The 24,421-nt window shown below is 60.7% G+C and carries 15 protein-coding genes and 1 pseudogene; 10 read left to right on the forward strand and 6 right to left on the reverse strand.

The features are described from left to right. Positions 1-7 precede the first annotated feature (7 nt). The gene (locus MF410_RS04125) at positions 8-2,485 is read right to left on the reverse strand and encodes a UvrD-helicase domain-containing protein (RefSeq protein WP_097628268.1); all 2,478 of its coding nucleotides are present in this window, start codon (positions 2,483-2,485) and stop codon (positions 8-10) included. 227 nt (positions 2,486-2,712) lie between these two features. Between MF410_RS04125 and MF410_RS04130 the strand changes: the two genes are divergently transcribed. The 9 genes from MF410_RS04130 to MF410_RS04170 all read left to right on the forward strand — a co-directional run bounded on the left by MF410_RS04130 (position 2,713) and on the right by MF410_RS04170 (position 16,291). After that, positions 2,713-3,189: a VOC family protein gene (locus MF410_RS04130; protein ID WP_097628269.1), complete on the forward strand. Its 477-nt coding sequence runs from the start codon at positions 2,713-2,715 to the stop codon at positions 3,187-3,189. A 408-nt stretch (positions 3,190-3,597) separates the two neighbouring features. Then, positions 3,598-5,541, forward strand: coding sequence for a PrkA family serine protein kinase (locus tag MF410_RS04135; protein WP_003593409.1), 1,944 nt, complete (start codon positions 3,598-3,600; stop codon positions 5,539-5,541). A 12-nt stretch (positions 5,542-5,553) separates the two neighbouring features. Beyond that, positions 5,554-6,828, forward strand: a complete 1,275-nt coding sequence (locus MF410_RS04140) for a YeaH/YhbH family protein (protein ID WP_097628270.1) — start codon at positions 5,554-5,556, stop codon at positions 6,826-6,828. Then, positions 6,825-8,375 carry a SpoVR family protein gene (locus MF410_RS04145; protein ID WP_097628271.1) on the forward strand — a complete coding sequence of 517 codons (1,551 nt, stop codon included), beginning with the start codon at positions 6,825-6,827 and terminating at the stop codon, positions 8,373-8,375. Before MF410_RS04140 ends, MF410_RS04145 begins: the two co-directional genes overlap by 4 nt. Before the next feature lie 169 nt (positions 8,376-8,544). Continuing rightward, on the forward strand, positions 8,545-9,453 hold the full coding sequence (locus MF410_RS04150) for an adenylate/guanylate cyclase domain-containing protein (protein ID WP_239620185.1): 909 nt from the start codon (positions 8,545-8,547) through the stop codon (positions 9,451-9,453). A gap of 266 nt (positions 9,454-9,719) precedes the next feature. Beyond that, positions 9,720-10,952: an efflux RND transporter periplasmic adaptor subunit gene (locus MF410_RS04155; RefSeq protein ID WP_097628273.1), complete on the forward strand. Its 1,233-nt coding sequence runs from the start codon at positions 9,720-9,722 to the stop codon at positions 10,950-10,952. Continuing rightward, on the forward strand, positions 10,949-14,104 hold the full coding sequence (locus tag MF410_RS04160; protein WP_097628274.1) for an efflux RND transporter permease subunit: 3,156 nt from the start codon (positions 10,949-10,951) through the stop codon (positions 14,102-14,104). The genes MF410_RS04155 and MF410_RS04160 overlap by 4 nt, the downstream gene beginning before the upstream one ends. A 275-nt stretch (positions 14,105-14,379) precedes the next feature. Next, a complete protein-coding gene (locus MF410_RS04165) occupies positions 14,380-15,378 on the forward strand; it encodes a flagellin (RefSeq protein ID WP_097628275.1) in 999 nt (332 codons plus the stop codon). Between the two features lie 247 nt (positions 15,379-15,625). After that, entirely contained in the window at positions 15,626-16,291 is a 666-nt protein-coding gene (locus MF410_RS04170) for an OmpA family protein (RefSeq protein ID WP_003593423.1), read from the forward strand. 50 nt (positions 16,292-16,341) lie between these two features. On the opposite strand, the gene MF410_RS04175 is transcribed toward MF410_RS04170, so the two are convergent. Beyond that, the gene (locus MF410_RS04175; protein WP_097628276.1) at positions 16,342-16,749 is read right to left on the reverse strand and encodes a DUF2000 family protein; all 408 of its coding nucleotides are present in this window, start codon (positions 16,747-16,749) and stop codon (positions 16,342-16,344) included. A 40-nt stretch (positions 16,750-16,789) separates the two neighbouring features. Here MF410_RS04175 and MF410_RS04180 point away from each other — a divergent pair, with 40 nt between their 5' ends. Beyond that, positions 16,790-17,677 carry an AraC family transcriptional regulator gene (locus tag MF410_RS04180; RefSeq protein ID WP_097628277.1) on the forward strand — a complete coding sequence of 296 codons (888 nt, stop codon included), beginning with the start codon at positions 16,790-16,792 and terminating at the stop codon, positions 17,675-17,677. Between the two features lie 267 nt (positions 17,678-17,944). On the opposite strand, the gene MF410_RS04185 is transcribed toward MF410_RS04180, so the two are convergent. From MF410_RS04185 to MF410_RS04200, 4 genes and pseudogenes are all read right to left on the reverse strand, one after another. Continuing rightward, complete coding sequence (locus tag MF410_RS04185; protein ID WP_183777642.1) at positions 17,945-18,910, reverse strand: nucleoside hydrolase; 966 nt, start codon at positions 18,908-18,910, stop codon at positions 17,945-17,947. A 324-nt stretch (positions 18,911-19,234) separates the two neighbouring features. After that, positions 19,235-20,236, reverse strand: a complete 1,002-nt coding sequence (locus MF410_RS04190) for a glycine betaine ABC transporter substrate-binding protein (protein ID WP_239620188.1) — start codon at positions 20,234-20,236, stop codon at positions 19,235-19,237. 1,930 nt (positions 20,237-22,166) lie between these two features. Next, positions 22,167-23,261: an AbrB family transcriptional regulator gene (locus MF410_RS04195; protein ID WP_097628318.1), complete on the reverse strand. Its 1,095-nt coding sequence runs from the start codon at positions 23,259-23,261 to the stop codon at positions 22,167-22,169. A 253-nt stretch (positions 23,262-23,514) separates the two neighbouring features. Beyond that, a pseudogene (locus tag MF410_RS04200) lies at positions 23,515-24,418 on the reverse strand (LysR family transcriptional regulator). Positions 24,419-24,421: the final 3 nt, after the last annotated feature.

Consider the following 24,421-nt stretch of genomic DNA (forward strand, 5'->3'; position numbering starts at 1 on the left):
GTGATTATCACACGCGCTCGACGAACCCGTCCAGCACCCGCTTCTGCCCGGCTCGGTCGAACTCGATCGTCAGCTTGTTGCCTTCGATGCCGGTGATGTTGCCGTTGCCGAATTTCAGGTGGAACACGCGGTCGCCGAGGGTGAAACGCGAAGGCTCCGACGAGGTGGATTTTGCCACCAGCTCGCCTTCGATCGTGCGTCCCTTCGGGCCGCTTTCGCCATAGCCGATACGTTCGACGGCGTGGCCGGAGCGGCTGCCCCAATTGTCGCGCGTGGCATCGGTCTTGTTGGCCTGGGCGCGTTTCCAGCCGGGCGTGGAATAGGAATTGGCAAAGGGCTCCGCCTTGTCGAAGCGGGATTGGCCGTAGCCGCCGCGGGCGTAACCGCCATAGCTCTGCTCCATTTCGGCAACCTCGACATGGGTTTCCGGCAGCTCGTCGAGGAAACGCGAGGGCAGGGTTGATTGCCAGAGGCCGTGGATACGGCGGTTGGAGACGAACCAGATGTGGCAGCGGTGCTTGGCACGGGTGATGCCGACATAGGCGAGGCGGCGTTCCTCCTCCAGGCCGGCGCGGCCGCTTTCATCGAGCGAGCGCTGATGCGGAAAGAGGCCTTCCTCCCAGCCGGGCAGGAAGACGGTGTCGAACTCGAGGCCCTTGGCCGAATGCAGCGTCATGATCGAGACGGCATCGAGGTTCTCGTTGGTCTCGGCATCCATGACGAGAGAGACGTGTTCGAGAAAGCCGCGCATCGACTCGAAGCTTTCCATCGAGCGGATCAGTTCCTTGAGGTTCTCTAGGCGGCCGGGCGCTTCGGCGCTCTTATCGTTCTTCCACATGTCGGTATAGCCGGACTCTTCGAGGATCTGCTCGGCAAGTTCGGTATGCGGTGTGTTTTCAAGCAGTTCCTGCCATCGGCGGAAAGATTGAATCACGTCGAAGAGGGCTTTTCGCGCTTTCGGCTTCAGCTCATCCGTTTCGATGATGTCGGCGGCGGCCGCAAGCATGGGGATATCGCGGGCTCGCGCATAGTCGTGCAGCGCGCGCACCGTCGTGTCGCCGAGGCCCCGCTTCGGCGTGTTGATGATGCGCTCGAAGGCGAGGTCATCGGAGGCTTGAGCGACCAGGCGGAAATAGGCCATGGCGTCGCGGATCTCCAGGCGCTCGTAAAAGCGCGGGCCGCCGATGACGCGATAGTTGAGGCCAAGGGTGACGAAGCGGTCTTCGAATTCGCGCATCTGGAAGGAGGCGCGCACGAGAATCGCCATGTCGTTGAGCAGATGCTTGCCGCGCTGAAGCTGCTCGATTTCCTCGCCGATGGCGCGGGCTTCCTCCTCCGAATCCCAGGAGGCGTGCACCTGCACCTTGACGTCGTCCGGATCGGAGCGGTCGGTGAACAGTGTCTTGCCGAGCCGCCCTTCATTATGGGCGATCAGATGGGCAGCGGCACCGAGGATATGTTCGGTCGAGCGGTAGTTGCGCTCGAGCTTGATGACTTTGGCGCCGGGGAAATCCTTCTCGAAGCGCAGGATGTTGTCGACCTCGGCGCCGCGCCAGCCATAGATCGACTGGTCGTCGTCGCCGACGCAGCAGACGTTCTGCGGCTCGCCCTTGGCGCGCTGGGCGAGGAGCCGGAGCCACATATATTGAGCGGTGTTGGTGTCCTGGTACTCGTCGACGAGGATATAGCGGAAGCGGCCGTGATATTCCTTCAGAAGATCGGGGTTCTTGCGGAAGATCGCGATAGGATGCATCAGCAGGTCGCCGAAGTCGCAGGCGTTCAGCGTCGTCAGGCGCGCCTGATAGGCGAAATAGAGATCGCGGCCGCGGCCGTTGGCGAAGGCGCGCGCGTCACCCTCAGGGATATCGGCGGGGCCGAGACCCTTGTTCTTCCAGGTGTCGATCATGCCGGCGAACTGCTTGGCCGGCCAGCGCTTGTCGTCGAGGCCTTCGGCCTGGATCAGCTGCTTGATCAGGCGGACGACGTCGTCGGTATCGAGAATGGTGAAATCGGAGCGCAGGCCGACGAGCTCGCCGTGGCGGCGCAGAAGTTTGACGCCGATAGAATGGAAGGTGCCGAGCCAGGGCATGCCTTCGACGGCGCCACCGACGAGCAACGCGATGCGCTCCTTCATCTCGCGGGCCGCCTTATTGGTGAAGGTGACGGCGAGGATCTGCGAGGGGAAGGCGCGGCCGGTATTGAGGATATGTGCGATGCGAGTTGTCAGCACGCGAGTCTTGCCGGTGCCGGCGCCCGCAAGCACGAGGACCGGGCCTTCCAGGGTTTCGACGGCTTCGGTCTGTTCGGGGTTCAGCCCGGAGAGATAATCCGGCCGGCTGCCGCCGTCGCGGGCGGCCATGGCGCGGGCGGCAATGCCACCGGTGGCGGGCGCCCTTCCGGCGGGCGCGGCAGGCGGCTGCGGCTTGCGCGCCATCTCGCTCGGCTCTTCGTCGAAGAAGGGAATATCGTCGAAACTATTGCTCATGGCGCGTAATGTAGTGATTCGGGAAGGAAAGACCAGAAAAGATGTTCTGCTTTCATTCCCAAGCCGCCGCTATCCCAAGGGGTTTACGCATGGCGGCAAGGCTGCTTGATAGGACAGAGGCAACCCGACGGAAAATTTCAGCCGCACTTGTCGGAAACCGCGTCGGCGGGGCGTCCTTGGATCATCGGACAATCGTCCGGGTCTACCGTCAACAAGGAGGCTGCATCATGGCGAAGGTCGTTTCAAATCTCTGGTTCGCGCAGGAAGCGCGCGAAGCCGTCGAATTCTATGTGTCCATAATCCCGGATTCCAGGGTTGGCCGCACGACCATTCTTCCGGCGGAAACGCCGAGCGGGCCTCCCGGCAGCGTCGAGCTGATCGAGTTCACGCTCGGCAATCAGGCCTTCCTGGCGATGAAGGCGGGTCCGCTCGATAGCTTCAACCATTCCTTCTCGATCGCGATCCTCTTGGAAAGCCAGGCCGAGATCGATCGGGTCTGGGAAGCATTCCTCGCCAATGGCGGCACGCCGGAGGCCTGCGGCTGGCTGAAAGATCGCTGGGGCCTATCCTGGCAGATCGTGCCGCGCATGCTTTCCGAGATGATCGACCACGGCGACCGCGAGCGGGCCAGGCGCGTGACCGAGGTGATGCTCGGCATGGTCAAGATCGATGTCGCCGGGCTGGAGAAGGCATTCAACGGCTGAATTGTGCTGGCGGCGAATGATTCGAACGCTTGGCTCACGGCCGGCATGCGGCCGTTTCCGCCATGTCGGGCGCCAACCGGCACATGCTGTCCAGCACCGAACTCTGTGCAGATTTGGCTGCCAATCGTCGATTTTTCCGGAACTCGAATCACGGGCGACATTGCACACCCTTTTCATCTTTCTGTCACGTCGCGAAATGTGCTGATACCGCACGGGTGCTTTTTTCAACTATAATGAGAAACAGTTTCGTAGAGTAAAAATAACCGGTGCATGCACGTTTTTGTGCGTTGCAAGAAACAGCCGGTGAGCGTCGAATATAGCTACGAAATTATTGATTCTTAGGAACGTCGTAGCCATCTCGATGGTTATACGACTTTGAGCCTGCGGCAGAACCTTACTGGAGGGCCCATGCTGAACGAATCCGTATTCGATGCGTTTACGCGCAGTTACGAAGCGCGCCGCGAAACCGATATGTCGGTGGCTGAGTATCTCGATCTCTGCAAAAAAGACCCGATCGCCTATGCCAATGCGACCGAGCGCCTGCTCGCCGCGATTGGCGAGCCGCAGATGGTCGACACTGCGAGAGATGCGCGGCTTGGCCGAATCTTCATGAACAGGACCATCCGGATCTACCCGGCCTTTGCCGGTTTCCACGGCATGGAAGAGACGATCGAACGCATCGTTTCCTTCTTCCGTCACGCGGCACAGGGGCTCGAGGAGCGCAAGCAGATCCTCTACCTCCTCGGCCCGGTCGGCGGCGGCAAGTCGTCCTTGGCGGAGCGGCTGAAGCTGCTGATGGAGGTTCATCCGATCTACGTGCTGAAGGCGGGCGACGAAATCAGCCCTGTTTTCGAAAGCCCGCTCAACCTCTTCGATCCGGAGACGATGGGGTCGCTGCTCCAAGAGCAATACGGCATCCCGCTGCGGCGCCTGAACGGGCTGATGAGCCCGTGGTGCCTGAAGCGGCTCGACGACTTCGGCGGCGACATTTCCCGCTTCCGCGTCGTCAGAATTCAGCCTTCGCGATTGCGCCAGATCGCCATCGCCAAGACCGAGCCCGGAGACGAGAACAATCAGGATATCTCGTCGCTGGTCGGCAAGGTCGACATCCGCAAGCTTGAGACCTACTCCCAGAACGATCCCGATGCCTACAGCTATTCGGGCGGGCTCAACCGCGCCAATCAGGGCGTGCTTGAATTCGTCGAAATGTTCAAGGCACCGATCAAGATGCTGCATCCGCTGCTGACGGCGACGCAGGAGGGCAATTACATCGGCTCCGAAAATATCGGCGCCATACCCTTCTCCGGCATCGTCCTCGCACATTCGAACGAAGCGGAGTGGCAGACCTTCAAGGCCAACAAGAACAATGAGGCCTTCATCGACCGCATCTGTGTGATCAAGGTGCCCTATTGCCTCCGGGTGATGGAAGAGCAAAAGATCTACGAGAAACTGATCGAAGGGTCGGAACTCGCGGATACGCCGTGCGCTCCGGCAACGCTCGAAATGCTGGCCCGTTTTTCGGTGCTTTCACGCCTGCGCAAGCATGAGAACTCGACATTCTTCTCGAAGATGCGCACTTATGACGGCGAGAGCCTGAAAGAAACCGATCCGCGCGCCCGCAGCGTTCAGGAATACCGGGATGCGGCCGGCATCGACGAGGGCATGGACGGCATATCGACACGCTTTGCCTTCAAGGTGCTCGCCTCCACCTTCAATCACGACACCACGGATATCGGCGCCGACCCTGTGCATCTGATGTATGTGCTGGAACAGGCGATCCGCCGCGAGCAGTTTTCCGACGATGTCGAGAAGCGCTATCTGGAATTCATCAAGGCCGATCTTGCGCCACGCTACGCAGAGTTCATTGGCAATGAGATTCAGAAGGCTTATCTTGAATCCTATGCGGACTACGGACAGAACCTGTTCGACCGCTATGTCGACTATGCCGATGCCTGGATCGAAGACGTGGACTTCAAGGATCCCGATACCGGTCAGCTTCTCGATCGCGAGCTCCTCAACCAGGAACTGACGAAAATCGAAAAGCCGGCGGGAATTGCCAATCCGAAGGATTTCCGCAACGAAATCGTCAAATTCTCGTTGAGGTCGCGGGCAGCCAACGGCGGAAAAAATCCGTCTTGGACGAGCTACGAGAAGATCCGGGAAGTGATCGAGAAGCGTATGTTCTCGCAGGTCGAGGATCTTTTGCCGGTCATTTCCTTCGGATCGAAGAAGGATTCGGAAACAGAAAAGAAGCACAGCGAATTCGTCTCGCGCATGGCCGCGCGGGGTTACACGGAGAGGCAGGTTCGGCGCCTCGTCGAATGGTACATGCGCGTCAAACAGGCAAGTTAATGCGGAGCCACCATGCACATTGTCGACCGTCGGCTAAATCCGCGCGGTAAAAGTCTGGAAAATCGGCAACGGTTTCTTCGGCGCATGAAAGGCGCCGTGCAGCAGGCGGTCAAACGTTCTCTGCAAAACCGCAACATCCGCGATGTACTCGACGGCGGGGAGATCAGCCTGCCGATCGACGGAATGGCCGAACCGAGCCTTCGCAAAGGCGAGGGCGGCACCGCCGATCACATCCTGCCGGGAAACAGAGCGTTCGTCGAAGGCGATATCATTCCGCGCCCGCCGGGCGGCAGGGGTGGCAAGCCAAAAGATGCGGGCGAGGGCGATGGTGAGGACGGTTTCCGTTTCGTGCTGACGCGCGAGGAATTCCTCGACGTATTCCTCGACGACCTGGAACTGCCCGATCTTGCCAAACGGCGTCTAGCCGAAACCGAAGAGGAAACGCCGCTGCGGGCCGGCTATTCCGTGTCCGGATCGCCGTCCAACATTGCCGTTGGCCGCACGACGCGGCTAGCGATGATGCGCCGCGTCGCGCTTCACCGGCCGCGCCGCGAAGAGATCGAAGCGCTGCAGCGGCAGATCGTAGAATGCGAAGACGACGAGAGCCGCCTAGCGCTCGAGGCGAAACTCAAATCCCTCACGGAAAAAAGCCGCCGCATTCCCTATATCGATCCGCTGGATGTACGGTACCGCCGTTTCGAGAACGAGCCGAAACCCGTGGCCAAAGCGGTGATGTTCTGCCTTATGGACGTCTCCGGCTCGATGTCGGAACACATGAAGGACCTTGCGAAACGGTTCTACCTGTTGCTCTATCTCTTCCTGTCGAAGCGCTACAAGAAGGTCGAGATCGTCTTCATCCGCCATACCGACAAGGCCGAGGAAGTCGACGAGGAAACCTTCTTCTATGGTCCGGCGACCGGCGGCACGCTGGTTTCCAGCGCCCTTGCGGCCATGCGCGGCATCATCGCGGCGCGTTTCGATCCGGCAGAGTGGAACATCTATGGCGCCCAGGCCTCGGACGGCGACAACGCCCATTCGGACGGAAACCTGAGCGGGCAGCTGCTGCGCGAGATTTTGCCGCTGTGCCAGTATTTCGCCTATATCGAAGTCGGCGAAGAAGGCGGTGACTCTTCGGTATCGCGTTCACCGCTATGGATGCTCTATGACGGGATCCGCTCCGAGCTGCTGCCGCTTTCGATGCGCAAGGTCTGCCGGCGAAGCGAAATATTCCCGGTTTTCCACGATCTCTTCCAGAAGCGTGACGCACAGTCGAGGGTGACGCCATGAATACGACGATGAGGCCAAGAGAGCGGCTGTTGTTCGAGGGGGCCGACTGGGACTTTTCGACGCTCCAGCGCATCCACGACGCCTGCGAGGAAATCGCGCTCGGCGAACTCGGCCTCGACGTCTATCCGAACCAGATCGAAGTCATCACCTCGGAGCAGATGCTCGATGCCTACTCCTCGACCGGCATGCCGCTGTTTTACCGCCACTGGTCGTTCGGCAAACACTTCGCGCATCACGAAGCCTTCTACCGCCGCGGTATGCGCGACCTCGCCTATGAGATCGTCATCAACAGCTCTCCCTGCATCTCCTATCTGATGGAGGAGAATACGGCGACGATGCAAACGCTCGTCACCGCGCACGCGGCTTTCGGCCACAATCATTTCTTCAAGAACAACTATCTCTTCAAGCTTTGGACCGATGCGGAAGGGATCCTCGATTACCTCGATTTCGCCAAAGGTTATATCACCCGCTGCGAAGAGCGTTACGGCGAGACGGCCGTCGAGCGGACGCTCGATGCGGCGCATGCGCTGATGTCGCACGGGGTGCATCGCTATGCGGGCAAGACCACCATCGACCTTCGCCAGGAGGAGAAGCGGCAGCAGGAGCGCCGTGCCCACGAGGAGCAGATGTTCAACGATCTGTGGCGTACGGTTCCGGTCGGCAAGGCCAAGAAGACGAGCGACGGCGGCTTGGAAAAGCGCCGCGCTGCACTGGGTCTTCCGCAGGACAACATCCTCTATTTTCTTGAGAAAACTGCGCCGCGGCTGCAGCCTTGGCAGCGTGAGATCCTTCGCATCGTCCGCCATGTCGCCCAATATTTCCATCCCCAGCGGCAGACCAAGGTGATGAATGAGGGGACTGCGACCTTCGTCCATTACCAGATCATGAACCGGCTTCACGAGCGGGGGCAGATCAGCGACGGAAACTTTCTCGAATTCTTGAAGTCGCACTCCAACGTCGTGTTCCAGCCGAGCTACGATGATCGCCGGTTCTCGGGCTTCAACCCCTATGCGCTCGGTTTTGCGATGATGCAGGATATCGAGAGGATCGTCACGAAGCCGGCGGACGAAGACCGCGCATGGTTTCCCGATATCGCCGGCCGCGGCGATGCGATGTCTGTCCTGCGCGACATCTGGGCCAATTACCGGGACGAGAGTTTCATCAGTCAATTCCTCAGCCCGAACCTGATCCGCCAGTTGCGGCTGTTCCACCTCTACGACGATCCGGAACAGACCGAGGGTGTGCTGGTTTCGGCGATCCACAATGAGCGCGGATATCTGCGCATCCGCCGCCAGCTTTCCCGCGAATACGATATCGGCTGGACCGATCCGGCAATCGATATCGTCGATGTCGACCTCGCGGGTGACCGCCGCCTGCTGCTGCAACATATCATGATGAGCGGCAGCTATCTCCAGGAAGCCGACACGAGGGCTGTCCTGCAGCACCTCGCCGATCTCTGGGGCTACGACGTGTTGCTTCAGGAAATCGATAGTTCGAACAGCGTGGCGAGAGAGCACACGGCGAGCCCGCGCAAGATCGTTCAATGATCATCGATCTTTCTCCAGGCCGTGCTTGTTACCATCGATAGTGTGCAATTATCGATGGTAACGAAGACAAAGGCTTAGTAACTTACCGCCGCTGCAATCGCCCATCACTCACCCACATTCCACGTTTGCAGCGACCTTGCGGGAGCAGACAGCGCGGAGACGAGAGACCATGAGTGAAACGCGGCGCAAGCTGACGACGATCTTCTGTGCTGACGTGCAGGACTATACCAGGCTGATGGGGGCCGACGAGGAAGGGACTCTTGCGGCGCTGAAGCGTTGCCGCGAAGCGATGGGACGCCTGATCGAAAGCCATGGCGGCCGTGTCGTCAACACCTGGGGCGACGGGCTGATCGCCGATTTCCCAAGCGTGGTCGAGGCGGTGCGCGCCGCCGTCGATACCCAGAACGAACTTGCTGGTTTCAACGCCCGTCGCCCGGAAGACGGACGTATGCTGTTCCGCATCGGTATCAATCTCGGCGATGTGATCGTCGAAGACGACGACATCTACGGCGACGGCGTCAATATCGCCGCACGGCTGCAGGCTTCGGCTTCGGCCGGCGGCATCGTCATCTCAAGCACCGTCTACGACCAAGTCCGCAACAAGGTCGCGGTCGGTTTTGAGTTTCTCGGGCCGCTGATGGTGAAGAATGTCGATGAAGGCGTGCCGAGCTACGCGGTGAAGATCGGCGATGCCAAGGATGAGACGCCGCCGGCTCGACGACCAGGCCCCCCGCGGCCGCAGCCCGCGGCTCAAATTACCGAAGCAAGCCCGGTAACTGGGCGACGCAGGCTGTTCGCTGTGCTCGGGGTCATCGCGGCTGTACTGATCGGCATCAATCTTTTATCGTGGCAGGGCGTTTTCTGGGCGCGCTTTCCGGTGCTTGCGCTCGCCGTCGTCGCGGCGTTTGCCTGGAATCGCAATCAGACCCTGTTCAACCGGAAGATCACCTCGCTGGCGATCGTGGCGCTCGGCATTGCCGGCATCAACCTCTTCACCTGGACGGGACAGTTCTGGGCGGTGTGGCCGATATTGGGAATTGCGCCCGTCATGGGCTTGCGATGGTCGATGAGGCGGTAGACATTTAGGCCGCATCGGCAGAGATTTTGCATGGCGCCTTGGCCGCCAATCGGCGGTGTTGAAGACACGGCGAGTGTTCGTTCAAGCAAAAGTGAGCGGCCGGGTTATTTCCATTCTTTGCTGATATTACAAATCGGTAATGCCGGCTGCTTATGCTTGCCGGTACGCTGTAAACGCGCGATATTGTCGCATCAGACGGGACCGTCATCCCGCAGCGCCTCTTTCGACCGAGCCTGGTCCAACCTCGAGTCCCTCCGGAGACGTGAATGGCCTTTTGGAAGCAGTTTATACTTTCGCTCATCGTTATTGTTGCCGGCTTTGCCGCGTGGGTTTTCTTTGTCCCGGGCGCCGGCGATATGATGCGAGATGCGGGTATTCCAGACGGCATCGTTTCCAGGATCGCGCCGAAGGCCGAGCAGACGGCGGTTGCCGACGCTCCCGCCCGGTCGCAAGGCCAGCAACGTGGCGAGGGTCAAGGCCAGGGACAGGGGAGCCAGGGACAGGGCGAGAACCGCCGCAATGGCGGCGGGCGCAACGGCGCTATTCTCGTCGCGACGCAGGCGGTCGTCCAGGGTGTCGTCAACGACCGGCTGAACGCCATCGGGACGGGTGACGCGATCCGCTCGGTCGCGGTCACGCCGCAGGCATCGGGGACGATCCGTGAAATCCTCATCAAGTCGGGCGACAGGGTGAAGGCCGGCCAGGTGCTCGCCAAGCTCGACAGCGAGGAGCAGGTGATTGCCCGCGGTCAGGCTGACGTTGCGGTCAAGGCCGCCGTCGAGAAATCCAATCTCTATCACAACATCAAGTCCAGCGTGTCGCGCATGGACGTGTTCGATTCCGAGATCGCCGAGCAGGGCGCCCGGCTGCAGCTGCAGGCCGCCGAGCTCAATCTCGCACGGCGCAACATTGTTGCGCCGATCGACGGTATCGTCGGCATCGTGCCGGTCAATATCGGCGACAATGTCACGACGAGCATCCCGATCGTCACACTCGACGACCGTTCGGAAATCCTCGTCGACTTCTGGGTGCCTGAGCGCTTTGCCAACACGGTGTCGGTCGGCCAGCCGGTCGAGGCGATGTCGGTCGCAAAACCTGGGCAGGTGTTTTCCGGGGAAGTCGAAGCTGTCGACAACCGCATCGATGCGGCGAGCCGCACGCTACGCCTGCGCGCCCGGATCGACAACTCTTCCGACGAGCTGCGCGCCGGCATGTCCTTCAGTGTCAGCATGAAATTCCCCGGTGACAAATATCCGGCGGTCGATCCGCAGTCCGTGCAGTGGGATTCGCAGGGGTCGTTCGTGTGGCTGGTCAACGACGACAAGTCGCATAAGGTGCGGGTCAGCGTCGTGCAGCGCAACCCGGATTTCGTGCTCGTCAAAGCCGATCTCAAGGACGGCGACAAGATCGTGACGCAAGGCCTGCAGCGCGTGCGTGAGGGCGGGGCGGTGCGCGTTTCCGCTGACGTGGCCTCGAATGGTGAGGTCGCCACGCAATGAGTGTGACCGAGATTCATCAGGACAGGGCCTCGGGCAAGCAGAGCTTCACCGCGCTTTTCGTCCGCCGGCCGATCCTGGCACTGGTATTCAATACGCTGATGGTCGTCGCCGGCCTTGCCGCTTACGTCGGCGTCGAGGTGCGCGAACTGCCGGATGTCGATCGTCCCGTCGTCACTGTGCGCACGACCTTCGACGGCGCATCGCCGCAGACGATCGATCAAGAACTGACCAAGGTGATCGAGGGCGCGGTCGCGCGCGTCAGCGGCCTGAAATCGATCTCGTCCACCTCTTCCTTCGGCCAGAGCCGGGTGACACTCGAATTCTCGGATGCGATCGATCTTGCGGTCGCTGCCAACGACGTGCGCGACGCGATCGGCCGCATCACCCAGAACCTGCCTGATGAGGCGGATGCACCGCAGATCGTCAAGGCGGATTCGGATTCCTCGGCGATCATGCGCCTTGCCGTCACCTCCACCAAGCTCAATATGGACGATCTGACGCAGCTCGTCGAAAACGAGGTGATCGATCGCCTTGCCTCCGTTGATGGCGTCGCCGACGTCGAGGAATATGGCGATCAGGAGAAGGTCTTCCGCGTCGATGTCGACCAGGGCGCTTTGGCGAGCCGCGGGCTGACCATCGGCGACTTGACCAAAGCGCTCGACAATGCCGCACTCGACGTGCCGGCGGGATCGCTGAAGAGCAGTACCCAGGATATCGTGGTGCGCGCCACCGCCAATCTGCAGACGCCGGCGGATTTTTCCAGCGTCATGCTGCAGGATCGCGTCCGGCTCGGCGACGTCGCGACGGTGACGCTCGGGCCGCGCGACGGGGAAACCGCGCTGCGATCGAACGGCAAGCCGGGCATCGGCCTCGGCATCATCCGCCAGGCGCAATCCAACACGCTGAACATCTCGACCGGCATCAAGGCCGCCGTCGAGCAATTGTCGAAGACGCTGCCCGAGGGCACGACGATCGCGATCACCAGCGACGACGCCGTCTTCATCCAGGGCGCGATCCACGAAGTGGTGCTGGCGCTGCTGCTCGCCGCCGTCATCGTTACCGCCGTCATCTATCTCTTCCTGCGCGACTGGCGAGCGACGCTGATCCCGGCGGTCAGCATGCCGGTGGCGCTGATCGGCACGCTGGCGGCGATCTACATGGTCGGTTTCTCGATCAACATCCTGACGCTGCTGGCGATCGTGCTGGCGACCGGCCTCGTCGTCGACGATGCGATCGTGGTGCTCGAAAACATCGTGCGGCGGCGAGCCGAAGGCATGGGGCCGCGGGCGGCTGCAGTGCTTGGAACGCGTGAGGTGTTCTTCGCTGTTGTTGCGACGACCGCGACGCTCGCAGCGGTGTTCATCCCGCTCTCCTTCCTGCCGGGACAGGTCGGTGGCCTCTTTCGTGAATTCGGCTTCGTGCTCGCCTTCTCCGTCGGCCTGTCGTCGATCGTGGCGCTGACGCTCTGCCCGATGCTGGCCTCGCGCATGCTGACGAAGCCGATGATCGAGGATCACGGTGCGCTCGGCCGTCTCGGCGGAGCGCTTGCCCGCCTCTATAAATGGGCGCTGCACGGCTGCCTCAACGCGCCCTTCGTCGTTATCCTGTTTTCGGTGATCTTTGCCGGTGCGGCGCTCGTCGCCTTCTCGACGGTCAAGAGTGAGCTGACGCCCGAAGAGGACCGGTCGATGGTGATGATGCGGCTGACGACGCCGCAGGGATCGAGCCTCGAATATACCCGCGACAAGATGCAGCTCGTCGAGGAATATCTGCAGCCGCTGGTCGACAGCGGCGACATTCGCAACGTCTTCTCGATTTCCGGCCAGGGCGGTTCGCTGAATAGCGGCTTCATGGTGCTGACGCTTGCCCCCTGGGGAGAGCGCCAGAGGACGCAGGCGGAGATCGTCGGCGATATCAACCAAGCGGCCTCCAGGGTGCCGGCGCTACGCGGCAATGCTATCTCATCGAACAGCCTGCGCATCCGCGGCGCAGGCAGCGGCGTGCAGATGGCGCTGATCGGCAATGATCACGAGGCGCTGACGGCGGCCGCCGCCAAGCTGGTGCAGGCGCTCGACGCCACCGGCCAATATGATACGCCGCGCCTGACCAACGAACCGAGCCAGGCGCAGGTGTCGGTGGCGATCGACCGCGAGCGTGCCTCCGATCTCGGCATCGACATTACGGGGCTTTCGACGGCGATCCAGTCGCTGCTCGAAGGGCGTTCGGTGGTCGACGTGTTTGTCGACGGCGAGTCTTATCCCGTGCTTTTGACTTCGACGACGCGGCCGATCGACGATCCGACTGACCTTGAAAACGTGTTCCTGAAAACCGGCGACGGTAAGATCGTGCCGATGTCGGTCATCGCCACGATGAAGGAAGGTTCTGTTGCGCCGCAGCTCAACCGCGAGCAGCAGCTCGCCTCCGTCGCGATCACCGCCGGCCTGAAGAATGGCATGTCGCTCGGCGACGCGGTCAAGCAGGTAACCGAGCTTGCGCAGCCGCTGCTGCCGGCAGGTGCACGCCTGCTGCCGCTTGCCGAAGCCGCGACGCTGGAGGAGAATTCAAGCGGTATGGCGCTGACCTTCGGTTTCGCCATCGTCATCATCTTCCTGGTGCTGGCAGCGCAGTTCGAAAGCGTGCTGTCCTCGCTGATCATCATGTCGACGGTGCCGCTCGGCCTTGCCTGCGCCGTCTTCGCGCTCATCATCACCGGCTCCAGCCTCAATATCTACAGCCAGATCGGCCTGGTGCTGTTGGTCGGCGTCATGGCGAAGAACGGCATTCTGATCGTCGAATTCGCCAATCAGCTGCGCGACCGGGGCCAGGATGTGCGCTCGTCGATCGAAAAGGCCTGCGCGTTGCGCCTTCGCCCTGTGATGATGACGATGATCGCCACCATCCTCGGCGGCGTGCCGCTGGTTTTTGCTCATGGTGCCGGCGCCGAAGCGCGCGTGGCACTCGGCTGGGTGATCGTCGGCGGTCTCGGCTTCGCGACGCTGGTGACGCTGTTCATCACCCCGGTCGCTTATCTGCTGCTTGCCCGCTTCGGCAAGCCACACGCTCATGAGGAAGCGCGGCTTCACGAGGAGATGGCGGTCGCCACGCGGCCACGCGCCGTGCCGGATGATGAGCAGTTGCAGGCCGCCGAATAGACTTATTTCCGAATTGACCTCGCCGCCGGATCGCCATTCGGCGGCGTTTCTTATGGTGTATGAAACCTTGCGAAATAAGATAAATTACTTCTGAAGTTTAGCCGTTTGTTAAGCATAAACGGCAATGATCGTGACCAGCAACCGGCTGGTCTTCTTCGTTTCTTGAAGGCTGCATCGCGCTGGAGTTTCCAGCGCCCCCGGACATGAATGTCCGCGCGGCAACGGTTCATTCTTGTGCAGTTTGCGTTTTGTTTGCGTTTTGGAGTTTAGTTCCCGTGAGTATTTATCAGCGCGTCTCCGTGGACGCGGCGCTTCATGTGCTGCGCGATATCAATCGGAATATGACGGTCACGCAAAACCACATCACGACCGGCATGCGTGTCGCAAAAGCCGCAGATAATGGTGCCTATTGGTCGGTCGCCACCACCGCGCGCACCGACAACAAGGCTGTTTCGGCGATCCAGGATGCGCTCGGCATGGCGGCGGCGACGATGGGCACAGCCTATACCGGCGTCGAGAACGTCATCGACGTCGTCTCCGAGATCAAGGCCAAGCTGGTTGCCGCGACCGAAGACGGCGTCGACAAGAACAAGGTCAACGAAGAGATCAAACAGCTGCAGGAGCAACTGCGCAGCGTTTCGGAATCGGCGACCTTCAACAGCGACAATTGGGTGATCCTCAACAATGACGCGACACCGACGCAGCCGCGCCAGATCCCGGCCTCCTTCATCCGCAATGCGGACGGGACGGTCTCGGTCGGTATGCTGAGCTATCATATCGACAACACGCCGGTGGGAGCGACGAGCTCCAAGGACGCGCGCTATTTGATCGACGACCGCGCCACCGGTTCTGGCGAATACGGTGTGCTGACATCGGCCTATTTCGCCACCGAGCTCGGCGCCTCGCAGAATTATGTGCTGATGGAAAGCAAGAACGGCACCACTACCGGGCAAGTGGTGATCTCGCTTTCGGACGCCACGACGCAGGGACAGATCGGCGAAATGATCAGTGTCGTCGATGCCGCGCTGACGCAGTTGACGACTGTCGGTTCGGCCTTCGGCGCGCTGGAGAAACGCATCAACCTGCAGAACGATTTCGCCTCGAAACTGCACGACAATAACACCGCCGGAATCGGCCGGCTCGTCGATGCCGATATGGAGGAAGAGTCAAGCAAGCTCAAAGCGTTGCAGACGCAGCAGCAGCTCGGTCTGCAATCGCTGAACATCGCCAATGCGACTTATGATACGGTCAGGCAGTTGTTCCAGAATTTCTAAGGTTGTGAGCCGCCACCCGCCCTCGTGGTTCAAGACGGCCTTTGGGCCTCTTCACCATGAGGGCTGATCGTCGTGCCTGCTGCCTATAGGCTTGGTCGATCCATTAAAACTGTTGGTATCAGCGCATTCCCGCAACATGGCTCCTATTTCGGGGCCTGAAATTCCCCTATGACGAGAGCATCTTCATTTTCTTGCCGCAATCCTTGCCATTTGCTCGCATCAGCTTCGAACGGAGACCATCCTGTCCATGATCAAGAAATTCGTACTTTTGGCTGTCGCAGCAAGTTATCTCACTGCCTGCACGACGACCGATCCCTATACGGGTGAACAGAAGGTTTCCAATACGGCGGGTGGCGCGGCGCTTGGCGCGCTTGGCGGTGCTCTTGTCGGCGTGGCTGTCGGCGGCGGCGGCCACGGCAAGCGCAACGCAGCGCTGATCGGCGCCGGTGTCGGCGCGCTCGCCGGCGGCGCGATCGGCAATTACATGGATCAGCAGGAATCCGAGCTTCGCGCCCAGCTCGAAGGCACCGGCATTTCGGTTACCCGCAACGGCGACAACATCATCCTCAACATGCCGTCGAACATCACCTTCGACGTCGACCAGGATGCGGTGAAGCCGGGCTTCTATCCGACGCTGAATTCGGTGGCGATCGTGCTGCGCAAGTTCAATCGCACGCTGATCGACGTCAACGGCCATACGGATTCGACCGGCAGCCTGCAGCACAATCAGGACCTGTCGCAGCGCCGCGCTCTTTCGGTCGCCGATTATCTCGGCGGCCAGGGCATCGATCAGCGCCGCGTGTCGGCTGTTGGTTTCGGCCCATCCCAGCCCGTCGCCTCCAACGCCAGCGAGGCCGGCCGCGCCCAGAACCGCCGCGTCGAGATCCAGATCGCGCCGATCACGCAGGGCTGAGCAGGATTTTCCCATCTCTGAAGCGGCCGGGCGGTGCCCGGCCGTTTTTGTCATTGCTGCATCGTCGCGCCCTTAGTGATCTTGTCGACGATCTTCTTTTCGGCCCGTACTGCGATGCCGACCACCTTGGCGTCGTCGGGCGTAAATTCGGCGAAGACGGCCCGGTTGGCGGCGTCATGGCCGGTCGCAAACATCTCCTCGATGAAGAGAGAGGCGGTGACCTCACGGTCCAGCGCGCGACGATGGATGGCTGACATCGTCGTCTCGTCGGCGGAGAGCACGATGATCGGTTGGATCGACAGCGGATTATAGAGATTGCCGGCGCGGTCCTTGTAGGGCTCGCCGATGATTTCGGGATGCCCGCCGGCGATGCCGGTCATCAGGAAGGCGGTAACGTTCAGCTTCTGCCAGCCAGCAAGATTGTTTCGCAGGACGACGGCAATTTTGGTATCAAACATCGGACAGTCTTTCACCTCGGGTTATGGAGTATCGGGCGCGTTGAGCCAGGATCTACATCCGCAGGCCTTCGAAGGTCTTGAACGTTTGTGCGCGGGACCATCCGGCAACGCCATCCTGGCGGCCCCTGCCTTTCCCGGTATCGAGCGTATCGAGGCGCAGTTTTTAGGCAATGCCTTCGAGCCGCATCGACACGACACCTATGCGCTCGGCGTGACACTGAAGGGCGTGCAGACTTTCGGCTATCGCGGCGCGCGGCGCTTCAGCCTGCCGGGCCAGGTGATCGTGCTGCATCCCGATGAGGAGCATGATGGCGGGGCGGGGACCGAGGACGGGCTGCAGTATCGCATGCTTTACCTCGAACCGTCGCTGCTGCTCGAATGCCTGGAGGCCGATGGCGTCGGCCTGCCTTTCGTCAGAGAACCTGTTATCGGCGATCCAGCGCTGGCTGGCGTGCTGCTTGGCGCGCTCGGCGAACTCGACCGCGAGTTGGACGAGCTATTCGTCGACGACTTTGTCTCGAGGGTGACGGGCGGGCTGTCCAAGCATGCGCTGATGCCACGCCGGCCGCTCGGCAGCGTCGCCTGGCGGCAGGCCCGAGCGGCGCGGGATTATCTCGAGGCGCATGCGTCCCGAGCGGTACGCTCAGGCGAGTTGGAAGCGGTCACGGGGCTCGACCGTTTCGCGCTGTCGCGGCATTTCCGGGCGGCCTTTGCCACCAGCCCGCACCGCTATCTGCTGATGCGGCGGCTGCAGCAGGCCCGGGCGATGATCGGCGCAGGAGAGGGAATTTCCGACACGGCGGCAGCGACCGGCTTTGCCGACCAGAGCCATCTCAACCGGCATTTCAAGAAGGCCTACGGAATGACGCCCGGCCAGTGGGCCGCGTTGGCATATAACCCCGGAAGTCGAGGGCGATTTATGCGCTAGTCTGCCGTGCTCGGCGGCACGCAGCGGCCGCGGCAACCCGCTCGAAACCACGATCGAAGCGGCGCGGGCCGGCGCCACCGTCGGTGAAATATCGGACGCCATGCTGCGCGAGGCCTTCGGCGATCATGCCGCGACGCCCGAGGTCATCGCGGGCGTCTATGGCGAGCCTATCAGGGCGAGGTAGAGCTCTTAGAAAGCTACAAGGCGCACGGGCCAGCTCTTGAACAGTCGGTTCGTGGCGCTTCAACGTGCGCCACCGGGTAACATTCATCGACCATCACCAATCCGGGACAATGAGCGCCTCCCGGTTTCTTCAAGAGCTTGGGCTAACAGTCCGTAGAAGGTGTCGTTATCGGCCGCTGTCAACCAAAACGCATTGGCCGCGCGCCCGGTCACGCCGTTCATGTCGACGATCGTTTGGCCATGAGTCAGACCCCGGGTAGTATCGATCTCGACATTTACGTCTTTGCCGACAAACATCTCGGGGGCGAGAAGCCAGGCAATGACAGCGGGATCGTGGACGGGCCGAGGCTTCCCAAGCTTTATGTAATTCTCATAAAGGGTCAATAAGCCCTTCAAGCGAGGGGTGATCGCGTTGTTCGCAGACGTCAACCGGTTGAGTTCCCGCTCAGTCAATAGCAGCTTCGATGTGATGTCGAGCGAAACCACAGTCTTCGGTACGGGCGCGGCGAAGACCCGCGCCGCTGCATATGCGTCCACGAAAACGTTGAACTCGGCTACGGCGTTCATATTCCCGCCCTGTGACGCTCCGGCCATAAGAACGAGGCCATGCAACCTGCCAGCTATTTCGGGGCATTTTGCGATCGCCAAGGCAACGTTAGTCAGTGGCCCGAGCGCACAAATCGTGATGGTGCCCGGTGGGTGGGAATTCACGGTGTCGATTATCCAGTCAGCGGCAAACTCCGGCCGGGGATGCGTTGTCGAAGTGGGCAAATCCCATCCTTCGGTTATCGCCGCACCATGCAACGCCTCTGCGGTGACCAGCCCCCCGAGAATTGGAGCAGCGGCCCCCACAAACACCGGGACGTCTTCGCGTCCAGCCAGCCTCAGCACCTTCAGCGCATTTGCGGCAGTTGCCCTGACACCAATGTTTCCGCAAACCGCGGTGATGCCCAAGACCTCCAGTAACTCATTGTTGGCAAGAGCCATGAGGATTGCCAAGGCGTCATCTTGCCCTGGGTCAGTGTCGATAATGATGGACTGCTTGGACATCGGGGATTGCTGCAATTCTTATTGGAAATCGTTCTGCGCAAATCGCTACGCAGACGCCGTAGGGATCATGGTAGCGATCAACTGGCGAAATGAGACGCTGCCGACCACCGTGCCAGAGTGGTCAACGACATCGGCAAACTCAACATTGGAGGTCGAAATGCGTAAAAGAGTAGGGCCTTTGGTTGGTGTGGCGCCGGATTCCGTCCGGCAAACCGAGGCGAAGCCTTGGCGCGTCCGATCTCGAGGAGCCTCAAATCCAATGGCTTGCGTAAGACGGGCCACCGAGCGTGGTTGGTGACCCGCAGGTTCCTTACATAACCGCTGCTAGAGCGCAGCCTTGACTTTCTCGGCGACCTCCGGCGCAAGCCAGGTCGTCCAAACGCCCTGGTTTTCCTTGAGGAAATGGAGCGCGGCATCCTCACCCTTGGCCTGGTTCTCGTTCATCCACGCCAAGACCTTGTTGATCGCGGTAGCGCTCAGTTGGCGCTTCTTCAGGTATTCGACAACCTCGGCGTTTTGATCCAAGAACGGCTTTGCCACGAGCGTCTTGATGTTGTCGGACGCAGTCCACGAGTTCGGCTTTGGATCAGTGCATTCCGCATTTGTGGTGCAACGTTTCCATTCTGAGGGATCGTGTTGGACTTCCAGGTCCACTTTGACCATGTCGTAACGGCCGAGAAGTCCTGTCGGGGACCAGTAATAGGCGATGATGCCTTCCTTCCGCTCGTACGCACGCGATATCGCGCTATCGAGGCCTGCGAGCGAACCCGGATCGATCAGGTCGAATTTATGTTCGGCCATTTTATTGGCCTTATACAGTTGCGCGGTGATGATCGTCGCGCCCCAGCCCGGTGCGCCATTGTAAATCGCGCCGTGATCGGGGTTCTCCGGACTTGCGAAAAGCTCAGGGTGCTGGAGAACGCCCGCGAGGCTGGCGAGGGCGGCGTCCTTCTCTACCATGTACTTGGGCACCCACAGCCCCTGATTCCCGGCGTCGGACAAGGGATCGGATACGGCTACGATTTTACCGTTGTCCACGCCGTCCTTATACAGCGCGGGAACAACATCCACCGCGCCTTCGGGAATGATGTCCGGCTGCCCTTTCTCGATCATGGAGGTAATACCTGGGACAGTGTCGCCTGCCACCAAATTGGCATTGCAGCCGAAACCATTGTTGAGAATAAACCTGTCCATCGCGGCAAGGAATTCCGCCGACATCGAACTCATGTCGGCAATAGTCACGTCGCCACATTCCGCGCTTTGAGCTTGCTGAGAGGCGAAGACGCCCATCAGACTCACCACCGCGATACCTAAGAACCTATTCATTTTTCCTCCACGGGATAGACAAAGTGACGCTGATAAAGGAGCCTGAGCGGAAGCCTATCGCTATTAATACTTGGACAGGTTGAGCGGACATTCACCGCCATGGAAGTCAAAATACTCTCCCGCACCGCGTTCTGACCCCTCTTGAAGTATTGATTTGCGGGGCTCAAATAACTAGCGACCAATTATCTATCACCGGAATGTCCGCTCGTATCGCGCAAAAAAATCAACGGGAGTTAACGTAGCCGCACGAACTCCGTCAGGGCCTCATGGGTCATTTCCTAGCTGTGTACGGACCGTTTGGCTTGATCACAAAGCCAAGACTTAAACCTTCGGGCTGGATCGGAGAGCGGCTTCCGATCACTCCACGCTACACAAAAGCCGATCGGATCAGTCAACGACAGGTCCGAAAATCGAACGAGCTTTCCCTGATCGATCAAGGGTCGGACCATGGCGTCCCACCCGAGTGCGAGGCCCTGGTTGGCCTCGGCGGCGGCCAACAAGACAGTGTACTTGGCAAACCTTGGCCCTCTGAGACCATGGCAGGTTATTGACTTGGCTTGAAAAAAGTCTTGCCAGCGTGGCCAGTTCGGACTTGTCCACTCAAGGTGAAGCAGGGGAAGTTGCCACATGGAGGAGACTTCGAAGTCGTTGTGCTGGCCGGCGAAACCTGCTCCGCAAACCGGATATATGATGTCATCGTAAAGTGGCTCGCTCTTTTCGTTGGGCCAAGCTCCGTTAGCGGGCCGAATGAACAAATCTACTTCCGCATTTCGATAATCACCAACCCTATCCGGTATAGAGTAGTTTATGGTAATTCTAGGGAATATGCTTGTAAACTGATGTATTCTTGGCATTAACCAAAGTATGGCGAACGCTTCTGTGCATGCCAATGTTACGCTTTCCTCCGGTTCGTCTGTCGTTATTGTCCGGATTGTCTCAGACCATCTTGAAAAACTCGAGGAGATTTCCGCGAAAAGATCGTGAGCTGCGGCCGTTAGCTGCACACCGTCCTTGGCGCGAATGAAAAGCTTTATCCCCAATTCGTCTTCAAGCGCCTTTATCTGGCGGCTGATTGCACTCTTCGTTACATTCATCTCGTCGGCAGCTCGACTGAAGCTCGCGTGTCGGGCAGTGGCTTCGAAGACTGCCAAGCTCGTAAGTGGTGGCAGGCCGTAATATTTCCTGACGATCGTCGCTATCCTTCTGATTGCGTTCTGATTTCCGGACATTGGGATGATACTGCTTTTTTCCGGAATTGTGTAGCAAACGCTACTACAGAAAGGATGGCTATCTGCTTGCGACCGGATGCTTCCTTCGAACTTCCGATTTTACCTGACACTGCGGACGCCTCGTCATGGATGGTGTGAGACGGCGATGATCGATTTCGAACCCAAGGTGTGCAGCATTACCTTTGATACCCACGAGGCGCCGCTCGACGCGTGCATTTCGGGAACTCGGTATCGGCCAAGCAAGCCCTGAGTTGCGCGTCGGACAGCTCGTCGTAATCTGCCCTCATCTGAACCCGATCGTGGGGGGTCTACGAAATAGCCGGCGCGCCGACTCACCGCGACAACGATATTCAACAGATGGCTGATGGAGCTGAGGTTCCAGGCGTTGCCACCTCGCGGCGATGGCTGAAGGGGCTGCCGCCTGGTTGGAGAGTCGTGGTGTCCGACATGAAAGTCGGACACCACTCCATGTTAGGCATTGTCAGCTTGTGAATAGCCGGAAATGCCCTTGAGCTGCTTGTCCGTATGCAGAAGCGACCCCAAGAAGACCACGCGGATCAGAGTGTGCCTTCGCCTTCGCCCTTGCCGCCTACAACATCATCCGCCTTGCCCTCGATCAGCGCATATCCACCGGCAATCCGGTTAAAAATCAAACCCACCGCCATGCTATACGGTAACGCAAAACGATTTTCAGCAGCCTGCTAGGTAGGATTTTCCGCAAGGCCGGAGCGGCGGGCGATGAAGCGGGCGAGCGTGGGGCCGATCAGCAGAATGACCAGGAAACGGCCGGTCTGCATCGCCATCACGAAGGGCACGTCGACATCGCTGGAGGCGGCGATGATGGCGACGGAATCGGCGCCGCCGGGGCTGGTGGCGAGATAAGCCGTCAGCGGATCGATGCCGGCGAAGATATGAAGGGCTGCCGCCATGCAGCCGCAGAGCGCCATCAGCAGCACAATGCAGGCCGACACCCGCGGCAGAGCGCGGGCTACGTGCTCAAGGATCGGGCGGGTGAAACGCAGGCCGATGCTCCAGCCGACGAGCGCATAGGCGATGGCGAGCAGCCACATCGGCAGCTCGATCTTCAAGAGGCCGACACCCTGCAGGAAGGCGCCGAGAAAGAGCGGCACGATGATCATGCCGCCCTGGATTTGCAGGCGGCGCACGCCATAGGCGCAAAAGCCGGCAAAGGCGATGGTCGCCATAAAGGCCGGCCAATCGACTGCGGGGAAGAGGATGAGCGGCGGCGGCTCACCGCCGTCAGCCGCCACCCAGAGGCGCGAGATCACCGAGGCCCCGACGGCGACGAAGACGACACGCAGATACTGCATGAAGGCGACGAGGCGGGCATCGGCGCCATAGGCCTCCGACATGATCACCATGGCGGAGGCGGCACCCGGCGAGGAGCCCCAGACGGCGGTTGTTCCCGGCAGCACCTGCCAGCGCGTCAGAAGCCAGCCGAGGCCGGTGGCGATGGCGATGACGGAGAAGACGAACAGCAGGAAGAGCGGCGCGTCCTTCGCCATGGCGCCGAGAATATCAGGGGTGATGGTGCGCGCCATCATGAGGCCGACAAGAACCTGGCCGAACTGCAGCGGCCAGAGCGGCACGCGAAGCTTTCCCTTGCCGACCGTCAGCGCCAGCAGGATGGCCGCGACCATCGGCCCGATCAGCAGCGAGGCCGGTAGGACGAAGAGTTCGAGGAAGACGACGAGAGCGGTGGAGAGCGCCAGCAGCAGCGCCCATTTCGGCAGGCCGGCATCGCGCAGCAGGCGGCGTGCGTCGCTTAATGGCATGATCCCCATATCTTTCCCGGCCGGTGCCAAGCCCTGAGGCTGAAGATGGGAGGAGGCTCCGGCATGACGAAGAGAGGCCGGCTGCAAGGACCGGCTGGCGCGGGTCCGGTATAGGTGGGCGCGAGGCGCACGGTCAATTGCGAAATCTGGCGTCTCGCCGCCCCGGGATGCCAAACCGATTCATCCGGCCGCTTCAAGTTATTGTTTTTTCATATCATCGCTAGATGTTGCCGAACGGTTTGGACGGGATTTATCAAAGATGCACATGGCCGACGAGAAAATCGAGCAGGGCGCGCACGCGCGCCGGCAGCGGGCCGCCCTGGCCCATGTAGAGGGCGTAGAATTCTTCGAGATCGCCGGGATTGGCCTCATCGAGCACCGGCATCAAGCGTCCGGCATCGATGTCGGCGCGCACGGTGAAGGCGGCAAGACGGGCGAGGCCGGCGCCCGATAAAGCGAGGTGGCGCATGGCTTCGCCGTCTCCCACCTGGACGCCGGGGGTGATCGGGATTGTTATCGTTTCGCCGTCCTCGCGTAGCCGCCAGCCCTCGACGGCGCGGGCATAGGAAAAGCCGATGCGGCAATGGCGGCGGAGATCGGCGACCCTGCGCGAGCTCGCCGTGGCGCCTGAGATAATCCGGCGAGGCGACGATGATCTTGCCTGTGGCGCCGAGCTTGCGGGCGATCAGGCTTGAACTCTTCAAGGGGCCGGCGCGGATCGCGACATCGGCGCGCTCCTCCATCAGGTCGACGATCCTGTCGGTATGGGAGATATCCAGCGCCACGGCGGGATGAAGCGCCATGAAGGCCGGCACCAGCGGCGCCAGCACATGATTGCCGAAGGAGCCGCTGGTGTTGATGCGAATGCGGCCCGAAGCCAGTTCGCCTGATGATGCCTGGCGCTCGGCCTCGGCGATATCGGCAAGGATGGCGACGCTGCGCTCGTAGAAGGCACAACCCTCCGGCGTCAGCTGCAGCTTTCGCGTCGAGCGATTGACAAGACGGGCGCCGAGGCGTGACTCCAGCCGGGCGACGAGTTTGCTGACGGCCGACGGCGTCATGCGCCGGGCGAGGGCGGCCGCGGTAAAGCCGCCGCGCTCGACGACGCTGACGAAGACCTCCATTTCGCCGGAGCGGTTGATGTCCTGACGGCTCATGAT

Source organism: Rhizobium sp. C104, assembly GCF_022354505.1.
In the GTDB taxonomy this organism is placed as follows: Bacteria; Pseudomonadota; Alphaproteobacteria; order Rhizobiales; family Rhizobiaceae; genus Rhizobium; species Rhizobium redzepovicii.

Coding starts and splice junctions, on each gene's coding strand:
- MF410_RS04135 (WP_003593409.1), top strand. CDS start 3,598: ATGCTGAACGAATCCGTATTCGATGCGTTTACGCGCAGTTACGAAGCG.
- MF410_RS04150 (WP_239620185.1), top strand. CDS start 8,545: ATGAGTGAAACGCGGCGCAAGCTGACGACGATCTTCTGTGCTGACGTG.
- MF410_RS04130 (WP_097628269.1), top strand. CDS start 2,713: ATGGCGAAGGTCGTTTCAAATCTCTGGTTCGCGCAGGAAGCGCGCGAA.
- MF410_RS04155 (WP_097628273.1), top strand. CDS start 9,720: ATGGCCTTTTGGAAGCAGTTTATACTTTCGCTCATCGTTATTGTTGCC.
- MF410_RS04195 (WP_097628318.1), bottom strand. CDS start 23,261: ATGCCATTAAGCGACGCACGCCGCCTGCTGCGCGATGCCGGCCTGCCG.
- MF410_RS04160 (WP_097628274.1), top strand. CDS start 10,949: ATGAGTGTGACCGAGATTCATCAGGACAGGGCCTCGGGCAAGCAGAGC.
- MF410_RS04145 (WP_097628271.1), top strand. CDS start 6,825: ATGAATACGACGATGAGGCCAAGAGAGCGGCTGTTGTTCGAGGGGGCC.
- MF410_RS04190 (WP_239620188.1), bottom strand. CDS start 20,236: ATGAATAGGTTCTTAGGTATCGCGGTGGTGAGTCTGATGGGCGTCTTC.
- MF410_RS04140 (WP_097628270.1), top strand. CDS start 5,554: ATGCACATTGTCGACCGTCGGCTAAATCCGCGCGGTAAAAGTCTGGAA.
- MF410_RS04170 (WP_003593423.1), top strand. CDS start 15,626: ATGATCAAGAAATTCGTACTTTTGGCTGTCGCAGCAAGTTATCTCACT.
- MF410_RS04175 (WP_097628276.1), bottom strand. CDS start 16,749: ATGTTTGATACCAAAATTGCCGTCGTCCTGCGAAACAATCTTGCTGGC.
- MF410_RS04185 (WP_183777642.1), bottom strand. CDS start 18,910: ATGTCCAAGCAGTCCATCATTATCGACACTGACCCAGGGCAAGATGAC.
- MF410_RS04125 (WP_097628268.1), bottom strand. CDS start 2,485: ATGAGCAATAGTTTCGACGATATTCCCTTCTTCGACGAAGAGCCGAGC.